This window comes from Lysinibacillus sp. TE18511, from assembly GCF_054062295.1.
In genome coordinates this window covers 23503-46537 of record NZ_JBSSFD010000038.1, presented here as the reverse complement: position 1 = coordinate 46537, position 23035 = coordinate 23503, and the positions used below count along the sequence as shown (strand labels likewise).

Here is a 23035-nt window from a genome sequence, read left to right as displayed (position 1 = left end):
CGACGGAAAGAACCGCCAAAGTGACGGATAGAATCATCGAAGCGACGGATAGAAGTCGAGGCGACGGATAGAACTGCAAGGACGACGGAAAGAACTGCAAGGACGACGGAAAGAACCGCCAAAGTGACGGATAGAATCATCGAAGCGACGGATAGAAGTCGAGGCGACGGATAGAAGTCGAGGCGACGGATAGAACTGCAAGGACGACGGAAAGAACCGCCAAAGTGACGGATAGAATCATCGAAGCGACGGATAGAAGTCGAGGCGACGGATAGAACTGCAAGGACGACGGAAAGAACCGCCAAAGTGACAGATAGAATCATCGAAGGGATAGAATCACATATGTAAAGATAAGAAATTCCTAGAAAATGCGCGTTCTAAGTGTTACGCTATAGGCGAATTAAATAGAGGGGTGTTCGGAATATGAAAAAGAAATTATTTATTACACGTAAGTTCCCAACGCATATAGTTGAGCCGTTAAAAGAGTATTATGATATCGAGCAATGGGAGGAAGAGGAAATTGTTATACCGCGAGAAAAACTACTGGCAGCTGTCGCGGATTGTGAAGTATTGTGGGTAACGCTTGCTGATCAAGTCGATGAAGAGTTATTATTACACGCACCCAATTTAAAACTCGTGACCAATTTAGCGGTTGGATTTAATAATATTGATATTAAAGCTTTGCGTAAGCGCGGAATAATGGCGACAAATACTCCAGGAGTTTTAACAAATACAACTGCTGATTTTGTAATAGGATTATTGCTTGCGACTGCTCGTAGAATACCAGAAAGCGAACGATATTTACGTGAAGGTAAATGGAAAAGCTGGTATCCAATGCAATTAGTAGGTAAAGATGTGTCAGGAGCTACTATAGGAATTATTGGCATGGGGCGTATTGGACAGGCTGTTGCAAGACGAGCAAAAGGGTTTGATATGAAAATTTTATATAACAATCGTAGACGTCGCCATGAGGCTGAGGAAATGTATGGATTTGAGTATGTGTCGTTGGAGGATCTTTTACAGCAATCGGATTTTGTTGTGATTATGACGCCGTATAATAATGATACGGTAGGACTTATAGGAGCAGAGGAACTTGCTTTAATGAAAGATGACGCGGTGTTAATCAATGCATCACGAGGTGGCATTATTGATGAGAATGCACTATATGAAACTTTGAAAAGTGGTAAGCTGTGGGCAGTAGGTCTAGATGTGTTTGAACATGAACCGATTGCGTTGGATCACCCATTATTAACGCTTCCAAATGTTTTGGCACTTCCGCATATCGGTAGTGCCTCACTTCAAACTAGAACGGCTATGCTGACGCTGAACGTTAAGGCTCTTACTGCATTTGGGCAGGGCAAGGCTCCATCGAATCGAATAGATTAATGACAAATATGACGCCTTAATTTCATTAACACAATAGCTTTTCAACAACATTAAAAGAGCACATCGAAAAAAGATGTGCTCTTTTAAAAATAAGGCTAGCGTCTATTATTTATTAAACATATCAAATAAACCGCCGATGCCGCCTTCACCTCTGGATTGACCGCCACCGCCTTGTGAAATTGGTGCTGCAGCGAAGACGCGGCTTGCTAAACGGCTAAATGGTAATGATTGAATCCATACTTTACCTGGACCCTTTAAAGTCGCAAAGAAGATACCTTCACCACCGAATAATGCAGTTTTTACGCCCCCAACCATTTCGATATTGTAATCTACATCGGATGTCATAGCAACTAAGCAACCTGTATCCACACGTAATACTTCACCAGGTTGTAGCGTTTTTTCGTGAATTGCTCCACCTGCATGTACAAAAGCCATACCATCTCCTTCTAGCTTTTGCATAATGAAGCCTTCACCACCGAAGAACCCTGCACCGATTTTTTTCTGGAATTCAACACCAACTGAAACTCCTTTTGCGGCAGCTAAAAACGCATCTTTTTGACAAATAATTTTGCCGTTTAATTGACTTAAATCCATTGGTATAATCTTACCAGGGTATGGAGAAGCAAAATACACATGACGTTTACCTGAACCAACGTTCGTAAATGTCGTCATAAATAAACTTTCACCTGTAATTAGGCGTTTTCCAGCTCCGAATAATTTCCCCATAAGACCATTTTCTTGGCTTCCGCGTGAACCGTCACCAAAGATTGTTTCCATATGGATAGAATCATCCATCATCATTAAAGCGCCAGCTTCAGCTACCACTGTTTCCTGTGGATCAAGCTCAACCTGCACGTATTGCATATCATCGCCATATAATTTGTAGTCAATTTCATGATTATTCATAATAGGATTCCTCCAAAAAAAGTAATTTTGTTATATATACGATTATAAGTCACATTAGTTTCAATGTATAATTAATTAATTTAGAAAAAAAGGGATTAAGATAGGAAATGTCGAATATAAAAAACTAGAATGTGTATTTTATTTTCGTTTAGCTAAAATTTTGTGATTGTATATCCAGTGCTCACAAAAGAATTCCATCAGTGACTCTTCATCTATGTTTAGCTAAAAGAAAATAAAGCCTCTGGCGATTGTCATCGATGTTGTTAAGCTGAAAGTATAGCTTTATAGATTATCATCCATTGAAAATTCGGAATTTTGACACATTTTATTCTGTAATAGATGATATCTGTCCGAAGCGATGCGGCTGGTAACAACGGAGCAGAGGCATCATAGATATTTCAGGGGGTGTTTGTAGTGGAAATCAAAAACTATATCGGTGGTGAATGGGTAACATCACATTCACATTTGCAAAGTATAGTAGTGACCAACCCTGCAAATGGGGAGCAGCTAGCTACAATACCGCGTTCTACGGCAAGTGAGGTAGATGAAGCGGTAGCAGTTGCGAAGCAAGTACAAAAAAGCTGGGCATTAGTACCTGCGCCTAGACGTGCTGACTATTTATATGCCATCGGTCAAAGAATGAAAGAGAAGAAGGAGCATTTGGCGACCGTTTTAACAAAAGAAATGGGAAAGGTCATCGAAGAAGCTAGAGGTGAAGTACAAGAAGGAATCGATATGGCTTATTATATGGCTGGTGAGGGGCGTAGGTTGTTTGGGGAAACAACACCGTCTGAGCTTGCCAATAAATTTGCTATGAGTGTACGAGCACCTATTGGAGTTGTTGGTTTAATAACTCCGTGGAATTTCCCTGTTGCCATTGCTACATGGAAGTCGTTCCCTGCAATTGTTGCGGGTAATACGTTTATTTGGAAGCCGTCTAATGAGACACCAATGATGGCGTATGAAATGGGCAAAATTTTTGAAGAGGTGGGCTTACCAGGCGGAGTAGCAAATATTGTCTTTGGTACAGGCCCAACAGTAGGATCTGCATTAATTGAACATCCTGACGTCAAGGTCATTTCATTTACCGGCTCTACAACAACAGGCAGTAAGGTGGCAGAGCTAGGTGGTAAACATCTGAAAAAGGTTTCATTGGAGATGGGTGGAAAAAATGCAGTCATCGTTATGGATGATGCCGATTTACAGCTAGCTACTGAAGGCATCTTATGGAGTGCATTTGGCACTGCTGGTCAAAGGTGTACGGCATGTAGTCGTGTTATCGTGCATAAAGATGTAAGAGAGGAATTAGAAAAACGTCTATTGGAAGAAATGCGAAAGCTAACAATTGGAGACGGCCTAGATGAAGGCGTAAAAATCGGACCTGTCATTAATAAAGCCGCATTGGAAAAAATTAATCACTATGTGCAAATCGGCAAACAAGAAGGGGCGACATTATTAGCTGGAGGTAGAATTTTATCTGAGCCTCCTTATGATAAAGGGTTTTATTATGAGCCTACGCTATTTACTAATGTGAAGCCTGACATGATTATTGCACAGGAAGAAATCTTTGGTCCGGTCGTTTCGCTAATTGAAGTAGCAAGTTTGGATGAAGCAATCGAAGTAAACAATGGCGTAAAATTTGGCTTATCAAGTTCAATTTTCTCACAAAATGTTAATACGATTTTCCGCGCACAACGAGATTTAGATACAGGTATTGTTTATGTGAATGCAGGCACAACGGGTGCTGAAATCCATTTACCATTTGGCGGCACAAAGGGTACGGGGAATGGTCACCGTGATTCAGGTGTTGCTGCTTTGGATGTTTATACAGAATGGAAAAGTATTTATGTAGACTATAGCGGTAAATTACAAAGAGCACAAATCGATACAGAATAACAGATCAATGAAAGGGGATGTTCTTGATGAAAGTTGTTGTATTAGGTGCAGGTTTAATGGGGAAAGAGGTAGCTCGTGATTTAATAAAAAATAGCAAAGTAGAGCGTGTGTTTTTAGGGGATATAGACGTAAAAATAGCGCAAGATTTTGTGGACTCGTTAAATACAGAAAAGGTTGAAGTTGTAGAGCTTCATGCGGAGCGTGATGACTCGTTAATGGGGGTCATCTCTAAAGGCGATGTCGTCGTTAATGCTTTATTCTATTCCTTTAATGAACGTGTAGCAAGAGCGGCCATTGAGGCGGGGGTTCATTCCGTAGATTTAGGTGGTCATATTGGCGGTGTAACGGAAAAAATATTAGATCTCAATGAAGAGGCAAAAGCAAAAGGTGTAACGATTATTCCAGATTTGGGTGTTGCCCCAGGTATGGTCAACATATTAGCGGGTTATGGTGCTTCGAAATTAGATGAGGTAGAATCGATTAAACTTTTTGTTGGCGGCATTCCTACAGAGCCTAAGCCACCTCTTCATTATACACGGGTATTTTCTCTAGATGGTGTCTTTGATCATTATACAGAGCCATCAAAGACGATTCAAAAAGGCAAACTTCAAGAAGTTCCATCATTATCAGGTGTTGAACCTATTTATTTCGAAGGTTTTGGTGTGCTTGAGGCATTTTATACATCTGGCGGCATATCGACATTGTATAAGACATTCCCAAATGTCAGCACATTAGAATATAAAACAATTCGTTATAAGGGACATGCAGAGAAATTTAAGCTATTAGCAGACCTAGGATTCCTTGATGCTGGTAATAAGGTAGCGGTAGAAGATCAGGAAGTTCCTGTGCGTGCAGTTGTTCGTGAGGCACTTAAGAAGAAGCTTGAACTTGGTTCAAAACAAGATGCAGTACTACTGCGTGTTATTGTAGCAGGTGAAAAAGCACAACAGCAGGTGACTTATGAGTACGAAATGATTGTGCGTAAAGATATGACGATTAATGAAACAGCTATGGCTCGTTCAACAGCTAATACAATTTCTGTCGTTGCACAGATGATTGGTGAAGATAAAATTACAGAGCGCGGTGTATTTGCGCCTGAATCAATTGTACCAGGTGATACTTATATTGAAGAGATGGCAAAAAGAGGCGTTGTTATAAAGGAAACCTCTCATAAATCTACAATGATCGTGAAATGGTAGGTGCCTAGTCTTGAATTTCGAATTTACTACTGAGCAAGAAATACTACGAAAAACAGTCCGGCAGTTTGTAGATGATGAAATCATTCCACATATTGCGAAGTGGGATACTGAAGGTGGCTTTGATCCGAAGATTTGGTCAAGACTTGCTGACCTTGGACTAATGGGGGTTTGCGTACCTGAACAATACGGTGGCAGTGGCATGGATTACAATGCGCTGGCCATTGTCTGTGAAGAACTTGAACGTGGAGATACAGCGTTTCGCACAGCTGTTTCAGTTCATACAGGGTTGAATAGTATGACCTTAATGCAATGGGGAACAGAGGCTCAAAAACAGCAATACCTTGTTCCGCAGGCGAAAGGTGTTCGGATTGGGGCGTTTGGTTTAACAGAGCCTGGCGCAGGGTCAGATGTAGCGGCGATGTCTACCACAGCTGTACGTGATGGAGATGACTACGTCTTAAATGGGCAAAAAACATGGATTTCCTTATGTGATATAGCTGACCACTTTATCGTCTTTGCCTACACTGATAAAGCGAAGAAACATCATGGTATTAGCGCCTTTATCGTAGAGCGATCCATGGCGGGCTTCACATCAAAGGCCATTAAAGGCAAATACGGTATTCGTGCTGGCAATACTGGGGAGCTCTTTTTCGAAGATCTACGTATACCTGTAGAGAATCGTCTAGGAGAAGAAGGAGAAGGTTTTAAAATCGCCATGTCTGCGCTAGATAATGGTCGTTTTACAGTAGCAGCAGGTGCTGTCGGTCTCATTCAAGCATGTATCGAGGCGAGCGTGAAATACTGTCATGAACGCGAAACATTTGGAAAATCTATTGGAGAGCATCAGCTAGTTGGGCAAATGATTGCCAAAATGGAAGCGGGCTATCAAATGAGTCGCTTGCTTGTATATCGTGTTGGTGAGTTGAAAAACAAAGGGGTACGCAATACACGAGAGACATCATTAGCAAAGTGGCAGGCTTGTGATTTTGCCAATAAAGCAGCAGATGATGCTGTACAAATTTATGGTGCATATGGTTATTCGGATGAATACCCAGTCGCTCGTTATTTACGTAACTCGAAAGCTCCAGTGATCTATGAAGGTACGCGTGAGATTCATACAGTTATGCAGGCGGACTATGTATTAGGAAAACGTCAAGATAAGCCACTAGCAAAAATGCTACCGAGATGGCCATTTGAAGAGTAACCATCTTATCAAGACTTTTTATATTAGGTTTATTTTCTAAACACATGAATACACAGATCTAAATGTCAAATGAAAAACAACTTGGTCCCCTTTCTAAGGAGAGGAGGCTAGGTTGTTTTTATTTTAACTTTAAAATGACATGTAACTACTTATTGTGGTTTGTAATGAAGTTTGATTAAAGTTCCTCACAAACATTGAATTTAAAATAAAGAAAACGACCTCTCTTTGAACAATATTTGATAAAACAAGGTCACTTTTTAATATTGATAGATTTCAGGTGTGTTGAGTAACCATTTTCATACATTCGAAGAGGCTGATTTCCGCTACAGGCTACTTGCTAACCTGAGATCATTACCTGAACCTCGCTTCAATCTTCTTCAATCAACCTTTTTACAGTATTTAATTAGTTTTTTTATAACAATTGACAATGAAGATTATTTGATTTAGTATAAACTTAAAATATTTTAATTAAAAATTTTTAAGTTTATTGTGGAAAGGAGAAATAAATGTGTTGAATGAACTCTTTGAAGATTTGTATATGAAACTTGCTATGAATTTTTATAAAAATTCATCTCGAGGTCAAACAGTAGAGATTGAAAATATAAGTGCTGTAGAAATGGCATGCCTTGAAGTTGTATATTTCTTGAAAAAGCCTACCTATAGCGAGCTAGCAGAGTTTTTTAATATATCACAGCCGAATGCCACGTATAGAATCAACAAATTGATTAAAAAAGGATATCTTACAAAATTCAATGACGAAAAAGATAAACGTGTATATTACCTTCAAGTAACAGATAAATTTATGGAGTATTACAGTCTTAATGATAATTATATTAATAATATAATTATGAATTTGAAAAAAAGATGTACCGCAGAGGAAATAGAACAATTTGAAAAAATGTTAAAAATACTAGTAAAAGAAGCTATGGAGTAATTACAGATGGAATTTAAAATTGCAAAATAGAATGAGAAATATCAATACAGTATCTTTAGTTAGTAGAATTGCAAAAGCGTTTAGATATTGAAGTATCTATTTCAGATTTCGATCATGATAAATGGGAAACACCAAATACGATTGTTAAGAAATTGGGAGATCTACGATGAAAAAAATAACCTTTGGAGAGATGACATGGGATGGATTTATGAATTATTTCAACAGTATGGATACTATGTTGTATTAGTTGGATTGCTGTTAGAGTATATCGCCTTTCCATTTCCAGGGGAGCCAGCATTAGTTTATGCAGGGTATTTAGTACATACAGGAGACTTAAACTTACTGATATTAATTATACTATCGTTTATTGGGACAAGTGTTGGGATGACGATTCAGTATTTTCTAGGTAATAAACTAGGTATGCCGTTTGTACAAAAGTATGGAAAGTATGTGTTTTTAACACAGAGAAAAATCGATTTAACGAAAATGTGGTTTGATAAATATGGATATTCCCTGCTTTTTATTGGATTCTTCATTCCAGGTGTACGTCATTTTACTGGATACTTTGTAGGAATAATCAATTTATCATTTCGCCGTTTTGCAATAATAATTTATTCAGGTGCTCTGTTTTGGGTATCGTTCTTCTTAATTGGTGGTTACTGGTTAGGTGATAAAATGCATGATGTCTTTAGTATGATGGGACAACACATCGGGAAGATTGTTTTTGGCGGTATTATAATTGTGGTTATTATCCGATTCCGTAAACAATTGAAACGTTTATTTGTACAAAAGACAAAGTAATTTGAAAACTATTCTATGTAAAAAATTAGAAGCCTCATAGACAGTTAGAGCTATTTCACATCAGTGATTCTAATAGAAAGAGAAGTTGATACATGAAGAAAACAATAAAAGAACAAAAGTCGATATTAATTATACTTCTAAGCAATGTATTCATTGCATTTTTAGGAATTGGTCTCATCATTCCAGTTATGCCGTCATTTATGAATAGCATGCAATTATCAGGAAAAACGATGGGTTATCTTATTGCCGTATTTGCGATGGCACAACTACTTATGTCACCACTCGCAGGTCGTTGGGTTGACCGTTATGGCAGGAAAAACATCATCACAATCGGTTTATTCCTTTTTGGTATTTCAGAACTTATCTTTGGTTTAGGCACGCATGTATCGGTGCTTTATCTATCAAGAATGTTAGGGGGAATTAGTGCCGCCTTTATTATACCAGGTGTTACTGCATACGTTGCAGATATTACATCCGTTCAGGAACGACCAAAAGCGATGGGTTATATTTCTGCCGCTATTAGTACTGGTTTTATTATAGGACCTGGCTTTGGTGGCTTTATTGCAGAATACGGTATACGCATGCCCTTCTTCTTTGCGGCAGCCATTGCCTTTTTAGCGTGCATTGCATCAATATTTATTTTAAAAGAGCCGCTAACGAAGGAACAGCTTGCAGAAATTTCTGCTAAAACAAAGCAAACAAACTTTATAAACGATTTAATAAAATCACTTAGTCCACTTTATTTCATTCCATTTATCATTGTATTTGTACTCGCTTTCGGCTTGTCTGCGTATGAAACTGTTTTTAGTCTATTTTCTGATCATAAATTCGGCTTCACGCCGAAGGACATCGCAACCATTATTACGATAAGCGCAATCTTCGGTGTTATTGTGCAAATATTTATGTTTGGAAAAATGGTAGATAAACTCGGTGAAAAGAAATTGATCCAATTATGTTTAATTACAGGTGCAATATTGGCGGTTATATCCACCGTGATCTCAGGATTTTGGGCAGTGTTGGTGGTAACTTGCCTTATCTTCCTCGCATTTGACTTGCTTCGTCCGGCATTGACGACATTTTTATCAAAAGCTGCCGGTAATGAGCAAGGATTTATTGCTGGAATGAACTCAACCTATACGAGCTTAGGTAATATCATCGGGCCAACGATAGGTGGAATACTATTTGACGTAAACGTCCACTATCCTTACCTTTTCGCTGCTGTTATTATGGTCATTGGCCTCGGTATTACATTTGTGTGGAAAGAAAAACAATTGACAGAAAACTTAGTGGAATAACTAGAAAAGTGGGGGAAGTCTTCAGAACAATCAAAACTCAGATTGTTCCTGTGACATTCAAAGAAGCCTCTTTGTGGACATAGACAATTCCCTAATTCGAAAAGTTTTACCTAGTATTATCGTTTACTTATATACCATTCACAATATAATTAGCAGTTTGTGAAGAAGTCGAGAAATCAATTTCGCATTTATCTCACCACCTTCAGAGGGGGATTATTCAGTAGTTTACGTTTTACTTTCTCTACAAAAACATTTACCGAATAAAACCTCTATTTTTCAAGGTGTGCTGTAAGACTGTTTTTTATCCATTGTGTTGGTTTGAATGAATTGGAGGTTTATTATACTGTGAAATATATACCCTGTATGATTACAATTGGAAACTTTATTTGCGGACTTCTTGCTATTCGCTCTTTGTTTATTCAAGATTTCTATTCAGCAGTGTTCTTCATTTTTGTTGGTATGTTTCTCGACTTTTTCGACGGTATGGCCGCACGTAAGCTGAATGCCGTTTCGGATATTGGGAAGGAACTTGATTCTTTTGCTGATTTGATTACGTTTGGTGTGGCTCCGGCTATGCTCGCTTACAATGTAGCATTGTATAGTATTCCGTTTTTGGGGATTTTGTGTACGCTGGCATATGGCACTTGTGGAGCAATTCGCCTTTCAAGATTTAATGTTCTTCAAAGCAAGTCTCCGACATTCATTGGAATGCCGATCCCGTTCGCGGGAATATGTCTTGTTATATTAAGTTTCATGAATAACTCAATCGTATTAGCATTAAGCACATGTGTACTTTCTTATTTGATGGTGAGCACAATTAAGTTTCCACATTTTAAAAGACTTGCGGTTGAAAATTCAGAGGTGGAAAGATGGGAACAATTCAAGAATTAATCGGATCTTATGGGTATATAGCAATTTTTTTCATGTTGCTTCTTGGAATCGTTGGATTGCCGATACCCGATGAAGTCCTAATGACAATTGTCGGTTATTTTACAAATATTCATGTCCTGAATTATGAACTTGCTATTTTCGTTAGTTTTGCAGGAGCGCTTATAGGGATGATGATTAGTTATCTAATCGGAAGAAAAGCTGGTCGTCCTTTAATAGCTAAATATGGAAAATGGATAGGACTGAAAGAAAAGAGAATGATGAAAGTAGAAAGGTGGATGAAGAAATACGGGCCATATACACTTCTTTTCGGGTACTTTATTCCCGGTTTCAGACACGTAACCTGTTACTTTGCGGGAATCGGCAAAATGAAATTAAAAACATATATTACGTTTGCTGCGATTGGTGCTTTTTTATGGTGTTTCACCTTTATTACAATTGGAAAGGTCGTAGGGGTTATACAGGATTAATCCCATTTCCTATATTTGAGTATTGCCCCACATCCATCAACTTAAGAATTTAATAACGCTAACGCCCAAAAATGAGGAAATGTACAATTTTATATAAAGTTGTACATTTTCTCATTTTTGGGATATTTGTATTGACGCTAGTGATAAAGTTAAATTAACAATATCAGCCTTAATATGAGAATAAATCTAAAGAGTGGTTTAATTTGTCTAATTAGCAGGTGTGTTGATCGAAAAAAATTCAGAATAGTGTAACTTTCCTATTCTTTGGTAGTCTAATTAATAAACAACATTATGAAAGGAAGGAAAAATGATGAAAAATAAGTGGATAGCCATTTTACTCATCGCCGTACTAGCTATTTTGCCAGGAACTTTTTCGTTGATGGTGCCCCCAAAAGTGGAGGCACAGACTGCAAGTGCGAGTATGACAAAGCATAGCTGGCAAGTGTCCTTTACAGAGGTAATAAAGGAAAGCAAAATAACGGATACCAATGTATACGTAACAAATAGCAAAAATAAAAAGGTGCTAGCAACAATAACATTGGAGGACGATAAAAAGACACTGATCGTTAGCGATTTAGCACCTGGTAGCTATAAATTACATGTGAATAAAGAAGCATTTGCACTAAGCGGAACTAAAACAGCCTCACAAGTAATACCATTTACCATCATTGAAAAGCTAGAAGCAGTAAAATCAGAAAAAGAGCTGCAACAATATTTCGAAGCACTTTTAGCCAACCACTCACAAAAAGAGTTGGACTATGAAACAAGCGTAGAAATGGCAAGCAGCGAGGATAAAGCGAGTGCAAACGATGCCTCCACAACAAATAATCAAGTAGAGGGCGTGGAGGAAGGTGATATTGTTGTTGTTAAAGATGACTTTATTTATGCTGTAAAGGATCAAGGTATTACGGTAGTTGATGCGAAAGATCCGAAAAATTTAAAATTAGCAACAACAATCAAGCTGAAAGGATCACAATATATTTCGAAGCTAGCATTATATAATAATTTATTAATAGCGATTGGAGATGAATATTTAGAAAAAGCAGGCACAAGTATGTCGACAGCTACTTTGTATGATATTTCAAATCCTAAGAATCCTAAGTTTATACGTGAAGTGGGGCAAGAGGGATATTTACAGGATATTCGAATAACAAACGACACATTATATTTAATCGGTAATATGTATCCGAATTATTGGATGCTTCGAGAGCAAAAAGCGCCAGATTTAAAACCGAAAACATTTGATAGTTTAGAAGGTAAAGAGTACAAAAGCTTACCTTTAGAGAAAATTTCTATTTTACCAAATACTATGGATGGAACATATAGCTTGATTACAGCTATAGATTTAAAAAATGGTGCCAAGACAACTGCGAATACTAAGGGATATTTAGGTGGCAGTAGTGGGCTTTATATGTCGGAGAATGCACTTTATTTAACAACACCAATTTATGATGGAAGTCCAGCCGTTCCTGCGGCTGGTCGCATTACGGATATGATCTGGATGCCGAGAACAACGGATACACAAGTTTTTAAATGGAATGTTGATGGAACTGCCATGAATTTTGTAGGTACTACGAAAGTAAAAGGATCCGTGTTAAACCAATATTCAATGGATGAGTATGAGGGCAATTTCCGCATCGTTACAACGGAAGGGGATACATGGAATGAACAAAATATATCACGTAACCATCTATTTATTTTGGACGAAAATTTACAACAGCTTGGTGCAGTAAAAGATTTAGCTCCTGGTGAAAAAGTATATTCTGCACGCTTTATGGGTGAAAAAGCATATGTGGTAACTTTTAAACAAGTCGATCCACTGTTTGTGATTGATGTAGCAAATCCGAAGAATCCAACTGTGTTAGGTGAACTGAAGATCCCAGGTTTTAGTAACTATTTACATCCATTAGACGATACGCATTTAATCGGCATTGGCTATGATACAGAGCAACGTTATGATGCCAATTCGAAGCGTAATTTGACAGTTACAACAAATATGAAAATGTCATTATTTGATGTTTCAGATTTCCAAAATCCAAAGGAACAATCATCAGTGAAAATCGGTGGTAAGGGCTCGTACTCGGATGTTCAATACAATCCTAAAGCGCTATTCCGCAATAAGGAATACAATTACTTTGGTTTCCCAGTCGTCCTTTATGAGGCAGGGAAGGGCGATGAAATTGTCTACAAAGGTCAAGGCGCACAAATCTATGAAATCACTGCAGATAAAGGCATCGTGCTAAAAGGAAATATCATTAACGAAAGCACTGGCGAGCAGTATGAAAATTGGGAGCAGCTTGTACAGCGTGTAGTCTATATAGATGACGCTCTTTACACAGTTGCACGTAATGAAGTGAAGAGTTATCGCTTAAAAGACTTTAAGCCACTTGATACATTAACAATCAAATAAAAAGAAAGTCCAATAAACCTTGAGTTTATTGGACTTTTTCTTTAGTTAGCTATTGGCGATATGGAAGAATCTCTGAAACTGTCACGAATTCATAGCCCTGCCCTTGCAAATAAGCAAGTGCGGCATCAAGGCCGTCAGCAGTTGATTGATGAATATCGTGCATTAAGACGATCGCATTATTGTGTAAATTATTTTTGATATTAGGTAGTAACTGTTGTGCATCGCGATGCTTCCAGTCCAACGTATCAATCGTCCATAAGACAACAGGAACAGGGATTTGAGCGTTAATAGCATCATTTGTTGCTCCGTATGGTGGTCTAAATACAGTTGGCTTTTGATTAATGGCTTTCTCTATCTCCGCAACTGTAGATGTGCATTGGTTTATTGCCGACTCTAGTGACAGTTTTGTTAGTACAGGATGGTTCCATGAATGATTACCTATTTCGTGTCCACGTGCAAGTACGTCTCTCGCAATATCAGGGTAATATTGTACACGACTGCCAAGCATAAAGAAGGTAGCCTTTGCATGATATTTATCAAGAGTATCTAAAATTTGTTCTGTAACGTTTGGATGTGGGCCATCATCAAAAGTTAAGGCAATACGTTTTGCATTAGGGTCACCTGTATTAATTGGTTTTGCCGGTTTTTCCATGGCAATCTGGAAATCAGGGGCTAACAACGGATTAATAAGTGAAAGGGGAAGCTTCACAATTGGCGCACCTGCTGCTCCGCTAGCAATCTCATACTCATCAAAATAGAATTGTAATGAATCATCAACGATGGCAAAGCGATTGAAGTTAGACCACTTCGGTTCAGTTACCTTTAATAGCTCATCCTGGATAAGCTCATCTTTTAACTGGGGGTTTCGTTGTAAGTCATTACGTACATGAGTTGCTAATGTCGATAAGTTGTTTTCATCGTTGTGTAATAATGCTTGAATAGAAATTAATTCACCAGTTTCATTATTGATGAAGAATGTTTTGGTTGAAACCTCGTGATTGGCTCCGCCTGTGTACAGCATTGTTGTTAGAACAAAGGAATAGTAATGCTTTTGATATGGGAAAGTTTCCAGACTAATATTAAGCTCGCCCTTAGCCTTTTTATCTTTATTTTTTTTCATAGATGCCAGATAGTTTTCTTTTGAATCCTTTATGTACTGTAATACAGCGTCGTTAAAAGCTTCATTATCTGTTTCTGGGTAGTGAATAGCAAAAGGTGTTCGCTTATCATTAGAAACATCTGTTACAATACGTATACCTGGAAACGCAGAACTTTCTGTAGATAGATTACTCTTTATTGAATCTGAAGTTGTCTCTTTTGAGGCACTAATTTTTTGAAACTTAAAATCATCCTTTGATAGGATAATGACTAAAATAATAGTAGATAATGTAATGATGAGGCCAATTAATAGAAAATCAATTTTTTGGCCGCGTCTTCTTCTTCTGCGTTCCGGCATTTTGATGGATACGCTCCTTTCCTTATTTATTTTTCTATAAAATCAGACGTGTTAGTCATTGAAAAAGTTATACGAATCTACGAAGTTTTGCAATCAATTAATAGGGAACCGATCTTCATGAATAAATAACTCAGCAACTTACACATTTCAGCATATGAAAGCCAAAGTCTTTTTGTTAAAAGTTAAAAATTTTCAGTTGAGTTTTTATTTGCAGTTCGATACTATGGGCAAGGAACCTTTTGAAGGAGGCAGATAGCTGTAATGGTTTTACATGAAGCAGATAATGAATTTACGTTGGACTGCTTATTGCTTGCAGGGCGCATTATGATTGAAAGTGGTGCAGAAACATACCGTGTCGAGGATACGATGCTACGCATGGCACATTCTCAAAATATGCTGGATGCGCAATGTTATGCCACACCAACAGGAATCATTTTTTCGTTAGGCAAGACACAGCCAACGAGAATTGTATCAATTTCCAACAGAATTACAGATTTACAAAAAATAGCCTTGGTAAATTCAGTCTCTCGGAGACTCACATCTCACATGATAACATTAGAAGAAGCTTATGACGAGCTAAAGTCGATACAAAAAACAAATTATTTTTTACCAACATATATACAAGTCTTAGCAGCGGCTCTTGCGAGTGGTTTTTTCCTTATAATGTTTAAGGGAGGATGGTCTGATTTTCCTGTAGCGTTTTTAGCCGGAGGGGTAGGCTTCCTAGTACTTGTGATGATAAATCATTTAACAAAAGTAAAATTTTTCTCAGAATTTACTGCTTCATTAGCAATAGGATATATAGCTGTTTTTGCCGTGAAATGTGGCTATGGTGTTGAATTAGACAAAATTATCATTAGCTCCGTTATGCCGCTCGTACCAGGTTTATTAATTACAAATGCAGTTCGGGATTTAATGGCAGGTCATTTTATATCGGGGATGGCAAAGGGAGTGGAAGCTTTTTTAACAGCTTTTGCCATCGGTGCAGCTATTGCTGTCACTTTATCGTTTTAGGAGGCAGACGACATGGACTATATCATACAATTGATTGTTAGTTTTTTTGCGACTGCTGGTATCGCAATTATATTTAATGTACCAAGAAAAGTATTACTTTATTGCGTTTTTGTCGGGGTCATAGGCTGGATGATATATTTCGTCCTAACAGAACATGGCATGGATATTGTGAATGCCTCGTTCTATAGCTCATTTGTCATTGCCATTGTTGCGCATTTGTATGCTCGACGCTTTAAAATGCCGATGATTATTTTTATTGTTGGTGGTATTATCCCGTTAGTTCCGGGAGGTATGGCTTACAATGCAATGAGAAATGTTGTAGAGGATGATTATTTACAGGGGCTACAGTATGGGTTAAAGGCATTTTTAATTACAGGTGCAATCGTTATGGGGCTTGTGTTCGCGGAAGTATTTATGCAGCTTATTTTTCGTTCTGTTCGTACTAGTAAAGCGACATTCCGAAAGGTCTATAAGAAGTAAGGCTCTACAGCAAATGTGGGGGAGAGCTTGGAGGATAGAAGACCAGAGCGATGGATAGAAGCTAGAGCGGCGGATAAACCCAACCAAAGTAACGGATAGAAAAGCCGAAGCGAAAGATAAATAAATAGGAAGAAGGAGGTTACGTTCTTAATCGTAACCTCCTTCTTTAAATTAACTATTTAACGAGTAATGCTTCAACTTCTTCTGACGTAATTGGTTTACTAATATGGTAACCCTGAATAACATCGCAACCATAAGTAATTAAAAGGTCTGCTTGTTCAGCAGTTTCAACACCTTCTGCTACGACTCTAAGTTCCATGGATTTACCAAGTTGTATCATACCGTTAATTAGCTTTTGTGTTTTTTCAGATTTCAATAAAGCACTAGTAAATGCTTTATCAATTTTTAATGTATCTATTGGTAAAATTTGCATATATCTAAATGAGCCATACCCGGTACCGAAATCATCTAGTACAAAGGAGATGCCTTCATTTTCAAGCTTATGCATTTGTTGTGTAATAAAAGTAGCAGCTTCTGCTTCTAGGGCAAATTTTTCTGTAATTTCTATTTGAATAAGGCTTGCAGGACAGCCCGTTTTCGCTAACATTTCAAGTATTGACTGTGCCATGTTTTTATCACGAAATTCGCGTACAGAAGAGTTAATGGATACTTTTAAATCAAGACCGGCTTTTTTCCAGATTAGTGCCTGTTCACAAGCTTTTTCTAACATAAAGGAACCGATATTATTAATGAGCCCCGTTTCCTCAGCAATTGGAATAAGCTCATCTGGTGAGACAACGCCTATTACTTCATCTTCCCAACGAACTAATGCTTCTACAGCTGTGATTTTACCTGAATAAACGTCAATTTGTGGCTGATAAAGGACTTTTAGATTTTTTTGGTCAAGTGCCTGAAGTAAACGTTTTTCAATTAAAGCTTTACGATTTAATGCCTTGTGTGTTGCTTTTGATAGTGAGACGATTTTACCGCCACCTGCTTGACGAACAGTTGTAATAGTAGCAATTGATGCTTTCATTAGTTGGGAGAATGTAGCTTGATCCTCAGGGTAACGTGTAATTCCTCCACTAATAGAAATAGGGACAGCAACATTACTGTTATAAATTGGATGGTGTTGTAAATAAGACAGGAAGCCCTGAATAAACCATTCACTTAAAGGTGTAATTACGACAAAATCATTTTCGTTAATGCGTGCCATTGTGCTATCTTGGAAATACATTTTTATACGGTTTGTAAACTCTACAATAAGGCCTTGGTCGATATGATGATCATGTAACTCTTTTAACGTATAAAATTTATCTATACTTAAATAGACAAAAGAGAAGTTTCTTTCTTCTTCAATCATGCTGGAAATCTCTTTTTCGAGTCGATGTGCATTCATGAGGCCTGTTTCTGTATCAATATAAGCGATTTTTTCAAGCTGATGTTGTATTGTCTTTGACTTCGTAATGTCTTTTTCAATTAAAATAAATTGTTGCTCGTTTGCTTCAAGATTAAATGTCGGGATAGCTGTTAATAGTACCCAATAAGACTGGCCCGTTTTTGTGATTTTTTCAACTTCACCTTGCCACGTGTTGCCATTGTTCAAATTACGCCAGATAGTATTTGTGATCTTTTCGCTCACTTCATTATTAGGGAATAGCTGCCAAAACGTTTTACCGATAACGCGCTTAGGTGTCCATTGACTCGTTTTTAAAAATTCAGCATTACATTCTAAAATAAATCCATCATGATCAAGTGTTATTGTCATAAATGTCGAATCTAAGCCTTGTTTTAAGTCTACGAGAGTACTGCTATTTGAGACAGAATGAATCATTAATTCTGGTAACATAAACACTATAAGGATAAAACGCTCTCCTTGTTCAGTAAATGGTTTAGTTAGCAGCTTTGTCGTAATTTTTTCATTGGTATACGTGTTCATTTGAATTGGATCTATATACATGCTGTCATCATTTTGTAAAATTGTTTTAAACGTCTCTGGTGAAAGCTGGCGTAGTAAATTTTCATGTATGAATGAAGCAGTAAGTTCTTTAGTATCAGTAGCTGAAAAACCAAATAGCTGTTCAGCAAGTTTTCCCAAAATTATAACTTGTCCATCTTGATTTATGACAATTGAAGGAAAAGGAAGTGAATTTAAATAATTTTCATCAATCGTAAATGATTTGTGCATATGACTCATGATTATTCGATCTCCTTGAGTAATCTATATATACTAATATTATAGTTAATTATCGGGAATTAGTCATTATGAATATAATTGTAAATATTTGATAATGAACAAAATTAGGACTTTTCTAGTGAAACTTAAGAAAAAAATTGGAGAAAAATAACATTCCTTAGTACGTATATAGGATGTAGGAATTGTATGGAACGGTTAAAAGGAATAATATTTATCGTCTTTAGTTCGATGAAATTGATCATCAACTGGAAAAGATGTGAAATTCACAGCAAAAACTATGGAGTAGACAGCCCCTTATTCTCGGATATAGTAGGGATGTTGATTGTACAGTTTGCTCTCGTGGCAGCGATCAACGAAAGTAATGCTGTACTGTTTACCTTACTACAGTTTTTTAGAACCGATATTTATTATTGCTTTTGTCTCTCTTAGTTTAAATAAATGGCCCCTAAAATATCAAGTGATAAGGATTATTGTTACGCTTAACGGTCTTTTTCTCCTACTAACGAACGCTTTGTTTGAGATTTTGTTAGTTAGTAAGAAAGTCTTATTATGGGGAGTAGCTGTTGATCACATTGTATTCTGCACGTCGGATGAAAGAAAGGAGTGTACTTCTTGTTGTCGGCTGGGGAATGCTTATAGGTGGTGTAACGCTTAATATTCTTTGGAACTGTGGCTTTTAAGTAACATGAAATATATTACAACAGTTGAGACTAGTATTCTTTCTAGTATTGAACCATTAACAGCTATGGTTATTTCAGTGATCATATTTGGTACATCATTAGGTTATTGGCAATTAGTTGGGGTGTTCGTTATGCTTGTTTGTGTAACGTGGCTTTCGATAGCAGGAGAAAAAGCATAAAAATACTATCTTTACAGGAGATTATTACTATGTTCGAGTTATAGGGAATCTCTTTTTAGGACAAGGGGGAAGAATATGAAAGAGGTTTTTTCCTATGTAAAGCCTTATAAATGGACTGCATTTATTGCGTTATGTTTAATGTTGTTGGAATTATTTGTCGAGCTTGCTCAACCACTTATAATGGCTAAAATCATAGATGATGGAGTGCGAGCCCAAAACGAAGGGATGATTTTGCAATGGGGTGCTGTTTTACTGGCTTTATCCTTTGTAGCTTTTTTAGCTGGTATCGTTAATTCATATTTTTCATCACATACAGCACAAAGCTTCTCCTATGATTTACGAAATGCACTGTTCGAAAAAATACAATCCTTCACATTGGCTACTTATCAAAAATTTTCAACGGCGTCACTTATTACAAGGTTAACAAATGATGTGACACAAGTGCAGACGGTGTTGTTTATGAGTCTACGAATTATGCTCCGAGCACCACTTGCGGTTGTTGGCAGCATTGTGATGGCTTTTGTTGTAAATGCAAAGCTGGCATTGTGTTTAGTTATTGGTGCACCCATTATTTTTGTTTTTCTTATTTTTATGGTGGCCAAAGGTGTGTCTTATTTTGGGCTTGTACAAAAAAGAATAGATCGTTTAAATCGTGTACTACAAGAAAATTTGCAGGCGATTCGATTGGTGAAGGCTTATTTACGCGGTGCTTATGAAGCGTCGCGTTTTGATGAGGTTGCCTCACGCTTAAAGATAGATACAGTAAAGGCTCTTCGTACAATGGAGTATATTATGCCGGTATTGTTATTCATCATGAATATGAGTTTACTTGCAGTACTATGGTTTGGGACGAAGCAAATAGCTTCAGGTACGACACCACTTGGAGATATTGTTGCCATTGTTAATTATGCAATGCGTATGACAGGCTCGTTTTCGATGTTTGCCTTTATCATTATTTTTTATGCGCGTGCAAAAGCCTCAGCAGAGCGTATGGCAGAAGTACTTTCTATTGAAAATGAGATTGAACTACCGTCATCTTTAGAGAAAACATCTAAGGGCATGAACTTTGGAGAATTAGCTTTTGATCATGTTAGCTTTACTTATCCTGGGGGAGATTCACCTGCACTATCCGATGTAAGCTTCCAAGTGAGATCTGGTGAAAAGTTAGCCATTATGGGGGCAACAGGTGCAGGGAAATCAACATTGCTACAGCTTATTCCTCGCTTCTACGATGTCACAGAAGGCAAAATAGAAGTAGAGGGAAAAGATGCGCAGCGGTGGGATTTACAAGAACTACGTGAAATCATTGGTTATGTCCCGCAGCAATCGTTGTTGTTTACAGGAAGTATTGCCGATAATGTTCGTTGGGGGGATGCAGAGGCTGAAATGGATGCCGTGCTACAGGCTACAATGCAAGCGCAAATCCATGCTTCTGTGGAGGATTTCCCGAATGGTTACGAGACAAGAGTCGGACAGAAGGGTGTCAATCTTTCAGGTGGTCAAAAACAAAGACTATCTATTGCAAGAGCGTTATTAAGAAAAGGTCATATATTGATGCTCGATGATAGTACAAGTGCGCTTGATGTTAAAACGGAACAAGCGTTGTGGGAGGCATTAAGTGAAGAACAAGCAACAATGCTAGTGGTCACTCAAAAAATTCGTACAGCTAAGGGTGCAGATCGAATTTTACTCATTGATACAGGAAAAGTGGTCGCATACGGGACACATGAAGAGCTATTGCGAACTTCAGCGCTCTATAAAAAAATCGCAATCTCCCAACAGGAGGTAGAGGAATAATGGGATTTTTCCAAAAACCTTTTGGCTATGAACCGATTTTGACGCAAGATGATGTGAAGCAGGCTGTTAAGAAAAAGAAGGGACCTCGTGCGGCAGATTGGAAAAGTACACTGTTACGTTTATGGAAAATTGTTGATGAACAACGTGCACTATTAATTGTTGTGCTGTTACTAGTCACGGTGAGCTCAATATTGGCTCTACTCGGGCCATATTTAATCGGTAAAATGATTGACATGTATGTAATGCATGGAGAGCTTGCAGGATTAGGCAAAGGAATTAGGCTGTTAATCGGCATTTACGCTCTATTAGCAGTATCATTATTTTTACAAAACTATTGGATGATTGGTATTGCTCAGCAAACAATTTATAGATTACGAACGAGTGTATTTGCCCATTTCCAAAGACTCCCGATTGCCTTTTTCGATCGTCGTCAGCATGGAGAATTAATGAGTCGGATGACGAATGATATTGAAGCAGTTAGCTCAACTTTAAACAGTTCCTTTATCCAAGTGTTTTCCAGTGTATTAACGCTTACAGGAACAGTGATTATTATGTTAAGTTTAAGCCCTTTGCTAACGGTATTAACGATGACGATTATACCAATAATGTTTTGGGCAATGCGTTGGATTACACGGAGAACAGCACCATTATTTAAAGAGCAACAAGTGGCCTTAGGAGCGCTTAATGGCATGATTGAAGAAACAATCTCAGGTCAGCGGATTGTGAAGGCTTTTTCACAAGAGGAACGGATGAAAGAGGAGTTTCGCGAAAAAAGTTTACGATTAAAAAGAACTGGCTTTTGGGCACAGACATACTCTGGGTATATTCCAAAGGTCATGAACTTTTTAAATAATATGAGCTTCACAATTGTGGCTGGTATAGGAGGCGTACTTGCTTTTTATGGCCATGTGTCAATCGGAGTAATTGTTATTTTTACAGAATATGCAAGGCAATTTACACGACCATTAAACGATTTAGCCAACCAATTTAACACAGTACTGTCAGCGATTGCTGGTGCGGAACGTGTATTTGCGTTACTGGATGAACAGCCTGAAGAGGAAGCTGCTTTCGCACAGAAGCATAAACTATTAGGACAGGTGTGTTTTCAACATGTGTACTTTAAATATGAGCAAGAAGCGGAAGCTTACACTTTAAAGGACGTTAATTTTAACGTAGAGCCTGGACAGACGGTAGCTCTTGTTGGGGCAACTGGGGCAGGGAAAACAACGATCTTACAGCTTATTGCAAGGTTTTACGAGGTAGTGAAGGGTGAGGTTTTATTTGATGGTGTGAACGTTCAGCAAATAGCACGACAAGCTTTGCGTTCGCAAATGGCCTTTGTATTACAGGATCCGTTTTTATTTGAGGCTTCTGTACGTGAAAATATTCGTTATGGGCGATTAGATGCTAGTGATGAGGAGATAGAAGAGGCGGCTAAGCGTGCGAATGCACATGACTTTATCATGAATCTAAAGAATGGCTATGATACAGTACTTGCGGCAGATGGTCGTGAAATTTCGCAAGGTCAAAAGCAGTTATTGTCAATTGCACGTGCATTGATTGCAGACCCGAAAATTTTGTTGTTGGACGAGGCGACAAGTAGCATTGATACTGTGACGGAACTTGCGATTCAAGAGGCTCTAGACACGTTAATGCAGGGACGAACAAGTTTTGTTATTGCTCACCGCTTAAATACAGTGCACAATGCCGATATTGTGCTTGTTATGCACAAGGGTGAGTTAGTCGAAGCGGGGCCACAACAAAAGTTAATTGAATCAGGTGGCATTTATGCACAGATGTTACAATCTTCATCTTATCATCTTGATGAGTAATTGTAGCAATG

At 37.9% G+C, this 23035-nt stretch carries 18 protein-coding genes and 2 pseudogenes; 16 read left to right on the top strand and 4 right to left on the bottom strand.

Annotated elements, in window-relative coordinates; genetic code table 11:
- On the bottom strand, nt 1–323 hold a 323-nt coding region (locus ACVWXS_RS20800), incomplete at its 3' end, for a hypothetical protein (protein WP_456959996.1).
- Nucleotides 324–423: 100 nt separating this feature from the next.
- Between ACVWXS_RS20800 and ACVWXS_RS20795 the strand changes: the two genes are divergently transcribed.
- Complete coding sequence (locus tag ACVWXS_RS20795; RefSeq protein ID WP_456959995.1) at nt 424–1386, top strand: 2-hydroxyacid dehydrogenase; 963 nt, start codon at nt 424–426, stop codon at nt 1384–1386.
- 105 nt (nt 1387–1491) lie between these two features.
- Here ACVWXS_RS20795 and ACVWXS_RS20790 read toward each other — a convergent pair whose 3' ends face one another.
- Nucleotides 1492–2292 carry a TIGR00266 family protein gene (locus ACVWXS_RS20790; RefSeq protein ID WP_068985123.1) on the bottom strand — a complete coding sequence of 267 codons (801 nt, stop codon included), beginning with the start codon at nt 2290–2292 and terminating at the stop codon, nt 1492–1494.
- Between the two features lie 414 nt (nt 2293–2706).
- On the opposite strand from ACVWXS_RS20790, the gene ACVWXS_RS20785 reads away from it, so the two are divergent.
- From ACVWXS_RS20785 to ACVWXS_RS20740, 10 genes and pseudogenes are all read left to right on the top strand, one after another.
- Entirely contained in the window at nt 2707–4188 is a 1482-nt protein-coding gene (locus ACVWXS_RS20785) for an aldehyde dehydrogenase family protein (protein WP_374964041.1), read from the top strand.
- A 26-nt stretch (nt 4189–4214) separates the two neighbouring features.
- Entirely contained in the window at nt 4215–5387 is a 1173-nt protein-coding gene (locus ACVWXS_RS20780) for a saccharopine dehydrogenase family protein (RefSeq protein ID WP_456959994.1), read from the top strand.
- 10 nt (nt 5388–5397) lie between these two features.
- Nucleotides 5398–6591 (top strand): acyl-CoA dehydrogenase family protein, encoded by a 1194-nt coding sequence (locus ACVWXS_RS20775; protein WP_456959993.1) that lies wholly within the window; start codon nt 5398–5400, stop codon nt 6589–6591.
- Between the two features lie 508 nt (nt 6592–7099).
- A complete protein-coding gene (locus tag ACVWXS_RS20770; RefSeq protein ID WP_456959992.1) occupies nt 7100–7525 on the top strand; it encodes a MarR family transcriptional regulator in 426 nt (141 codons plus the stop codon).
- Nucleotides 7526–7584: 59 nt separating this feature from the next.
- Nucleotides 7585–7695: pseudogene (locus ACVWXS_RS20765) on the top strand (D-alanine--poly(phosphoribitol) ligase subunit 2); the annotation flags it as partial.
- Nucleotides 7696–7720: 25 nt separating this feature from the next.
- Nucleotides 7721–8326 carry a DedA family protein gene (locus ACVWXS_RS20760; protein ID WP_456959991.1) on the top strand — a complete coding sequence of 202 codons (606 nt, stop codon included), beginning with the start codon at nt 7721–7723 and terminating at the stop codon, nt 8324–8326.
- A 92-nt stretch (nt 8327–8418) separates the two neighbouring features.
- Nucleotides 8419–9621: an MFS transporter gene (locus tag ACVWXS_RS20755; RefSeq protein ID WP_456959990.1), complete on the top strand. Its 1203-nt coding sequence runs from the start codon at nt 8419–8421 to the stop codon at nt 9619–9621.
- 345 nt (nt 9622–9966) lie between these two features.
- Nucleotides 9967–10512 carry a CDP-diacylglycerol--serine O-phosphatidyltransferase gene (pssA, locus tag ACVWXS_RS20750; RefSeq protein WP_456959989.1) on the top strand — a complete coding sequence of 182 codons (546 nt, stop codon included), beginning with the start codon at nt 9967–9969 and terminating at the stop codon, nt 10510–10512.
- Complete coding sequence (locus tag ACVWXS_RS20745) at nt 10491–10979, top strand: DedA family protein (RefSeq protein ID WP_456959988.1); 489 nt, start codon at nt 10491–10493, stop codon at nt 10977–10979. The genes pssA and ACVWXS_RS20745 overlap by 22 nt, the downstream gene beginning before the upstream one ends.
- Before the next feature lie 310 nt (nt 10980–11289).
- The gene (locus ACVWXS_RS20740; protein ID WP_456959987.1) at nt 11290–13389 is read left to right on the top strand and encodes a beta-propeller domain-containing protein; all 2100 of its coding nucleotides are present in this window, start codon (nt 11290–11292) and stop codon (nt 13387–13389) included.
- Nucleotides 13390–13438: 49 nt separating this feature from the next.
- Here the strand turns inward: ACVWXS_RS20740 and ACVWXS_RS20735 are convergent, their stop codons facing one another.
- Nucleotides 13439–14845 (bottom strand): polysaccharide deacetylase family protein, encoded by a 1407-nt coding sequence (locus ACVWXS_RS20735; protein ID WP_456959986.1) that lies wholly within the window; start codon nt 14843–14845, stop codon nt 13439–13441.
- Between the two features lie 261 nt (nt 14846–15106).
- Between ACVWXS_RS20735 and ACVWXS_RS20730 the strand changes: the two genes are divergently transcribed.
- Together ACVWXS_RS20730 and ACVWXS_RS20725 are read left to right on the top strand one after the other, a co-directional pair.
- Complete coding sequence (locus tag ACVWXS_RS20730; protein WP_368636017.1) at nt 15107–15859, top strand: threonine/serine exporter family protein; 753 nt, start codon at nt 15107–15109, stop codon at nt 15857–15859.
- 12 nt (nt 15860–15871) lie between these two features.
- Nucleotides 15872–16339: a threonine/serine exporter family protein gene (locus ACVWXS_RS20725; protein ID WP_068985134.1), complete on the top strand. Its 468-nt coding sequence runs from the start codon at nt 15872–15874 to the stop codon at nt 16337–16339.
- A 175-nt stretch (nt 16340–16514) separates the two neighbouring features.
- Here the strand turns inward: ACVWXS_RS20725 and ACVWXS_RS20720 are convergent, their stop codons facing one another.
- Nucleotides 16515–18536, bottom strand: coding sequence for a sensor domain-containing protein (locus ACVWXS_RS20720; protein ID WP_456959985.1), 2022 nt, complete (start codon nt 18534–18536; stop codon nt 16515–16517).
- A gap of 436 nt (nt 18537–18972) precedes the next feature.
- Here ACVWXS_RS20720 and ACVWXS_RS20715 point away from each other — a divergent pair.
- The 3 genes and pseudogenes from ACVWXS_RS20715 to ACVWXS_RS20705 all read left to right on the top strand — a co-directional run.
- Nucleotides 18973–19395 (top strand): annotated as a pseudogene (locus tag ACVWXS_RS20715) (DMT family transporter); the annotation flags it as partial.
- A 75-nt stretch (nt 19396–19470) separates the two neighbouring features.
- Nucleotides 19471–21192 carry an ABC transporter ATP-binding protein gene (locus ACVWXS_RS20710; protein ID WP_456959984.1) on the top strand — a complete coding sequence of 574 codons (1722 nt, stop codon included), beginning with the start codon at nt 19471–19473 and terminating at the stop codon, nt 21190–21192.
- The gene (locus tag ACVWXS_RS20705; RefSeq protein ID WP_456959983.1) at nt 21192–23024 is read left to right on the top strand and encodes an ABC transporter ATP-binding protein; all 1833 of its coding nucleotides are present in this window, start codon (nt 21192–21194) and stop codon (nt 23022–23024) included. Before ACVWXS_RS20710 ends, ACVWXS_RS20705 begins: the two co-directional genes overlap by 1 nt.
- Nucleotides 23025–23035 lie beyond the last annotated feature (11 nt).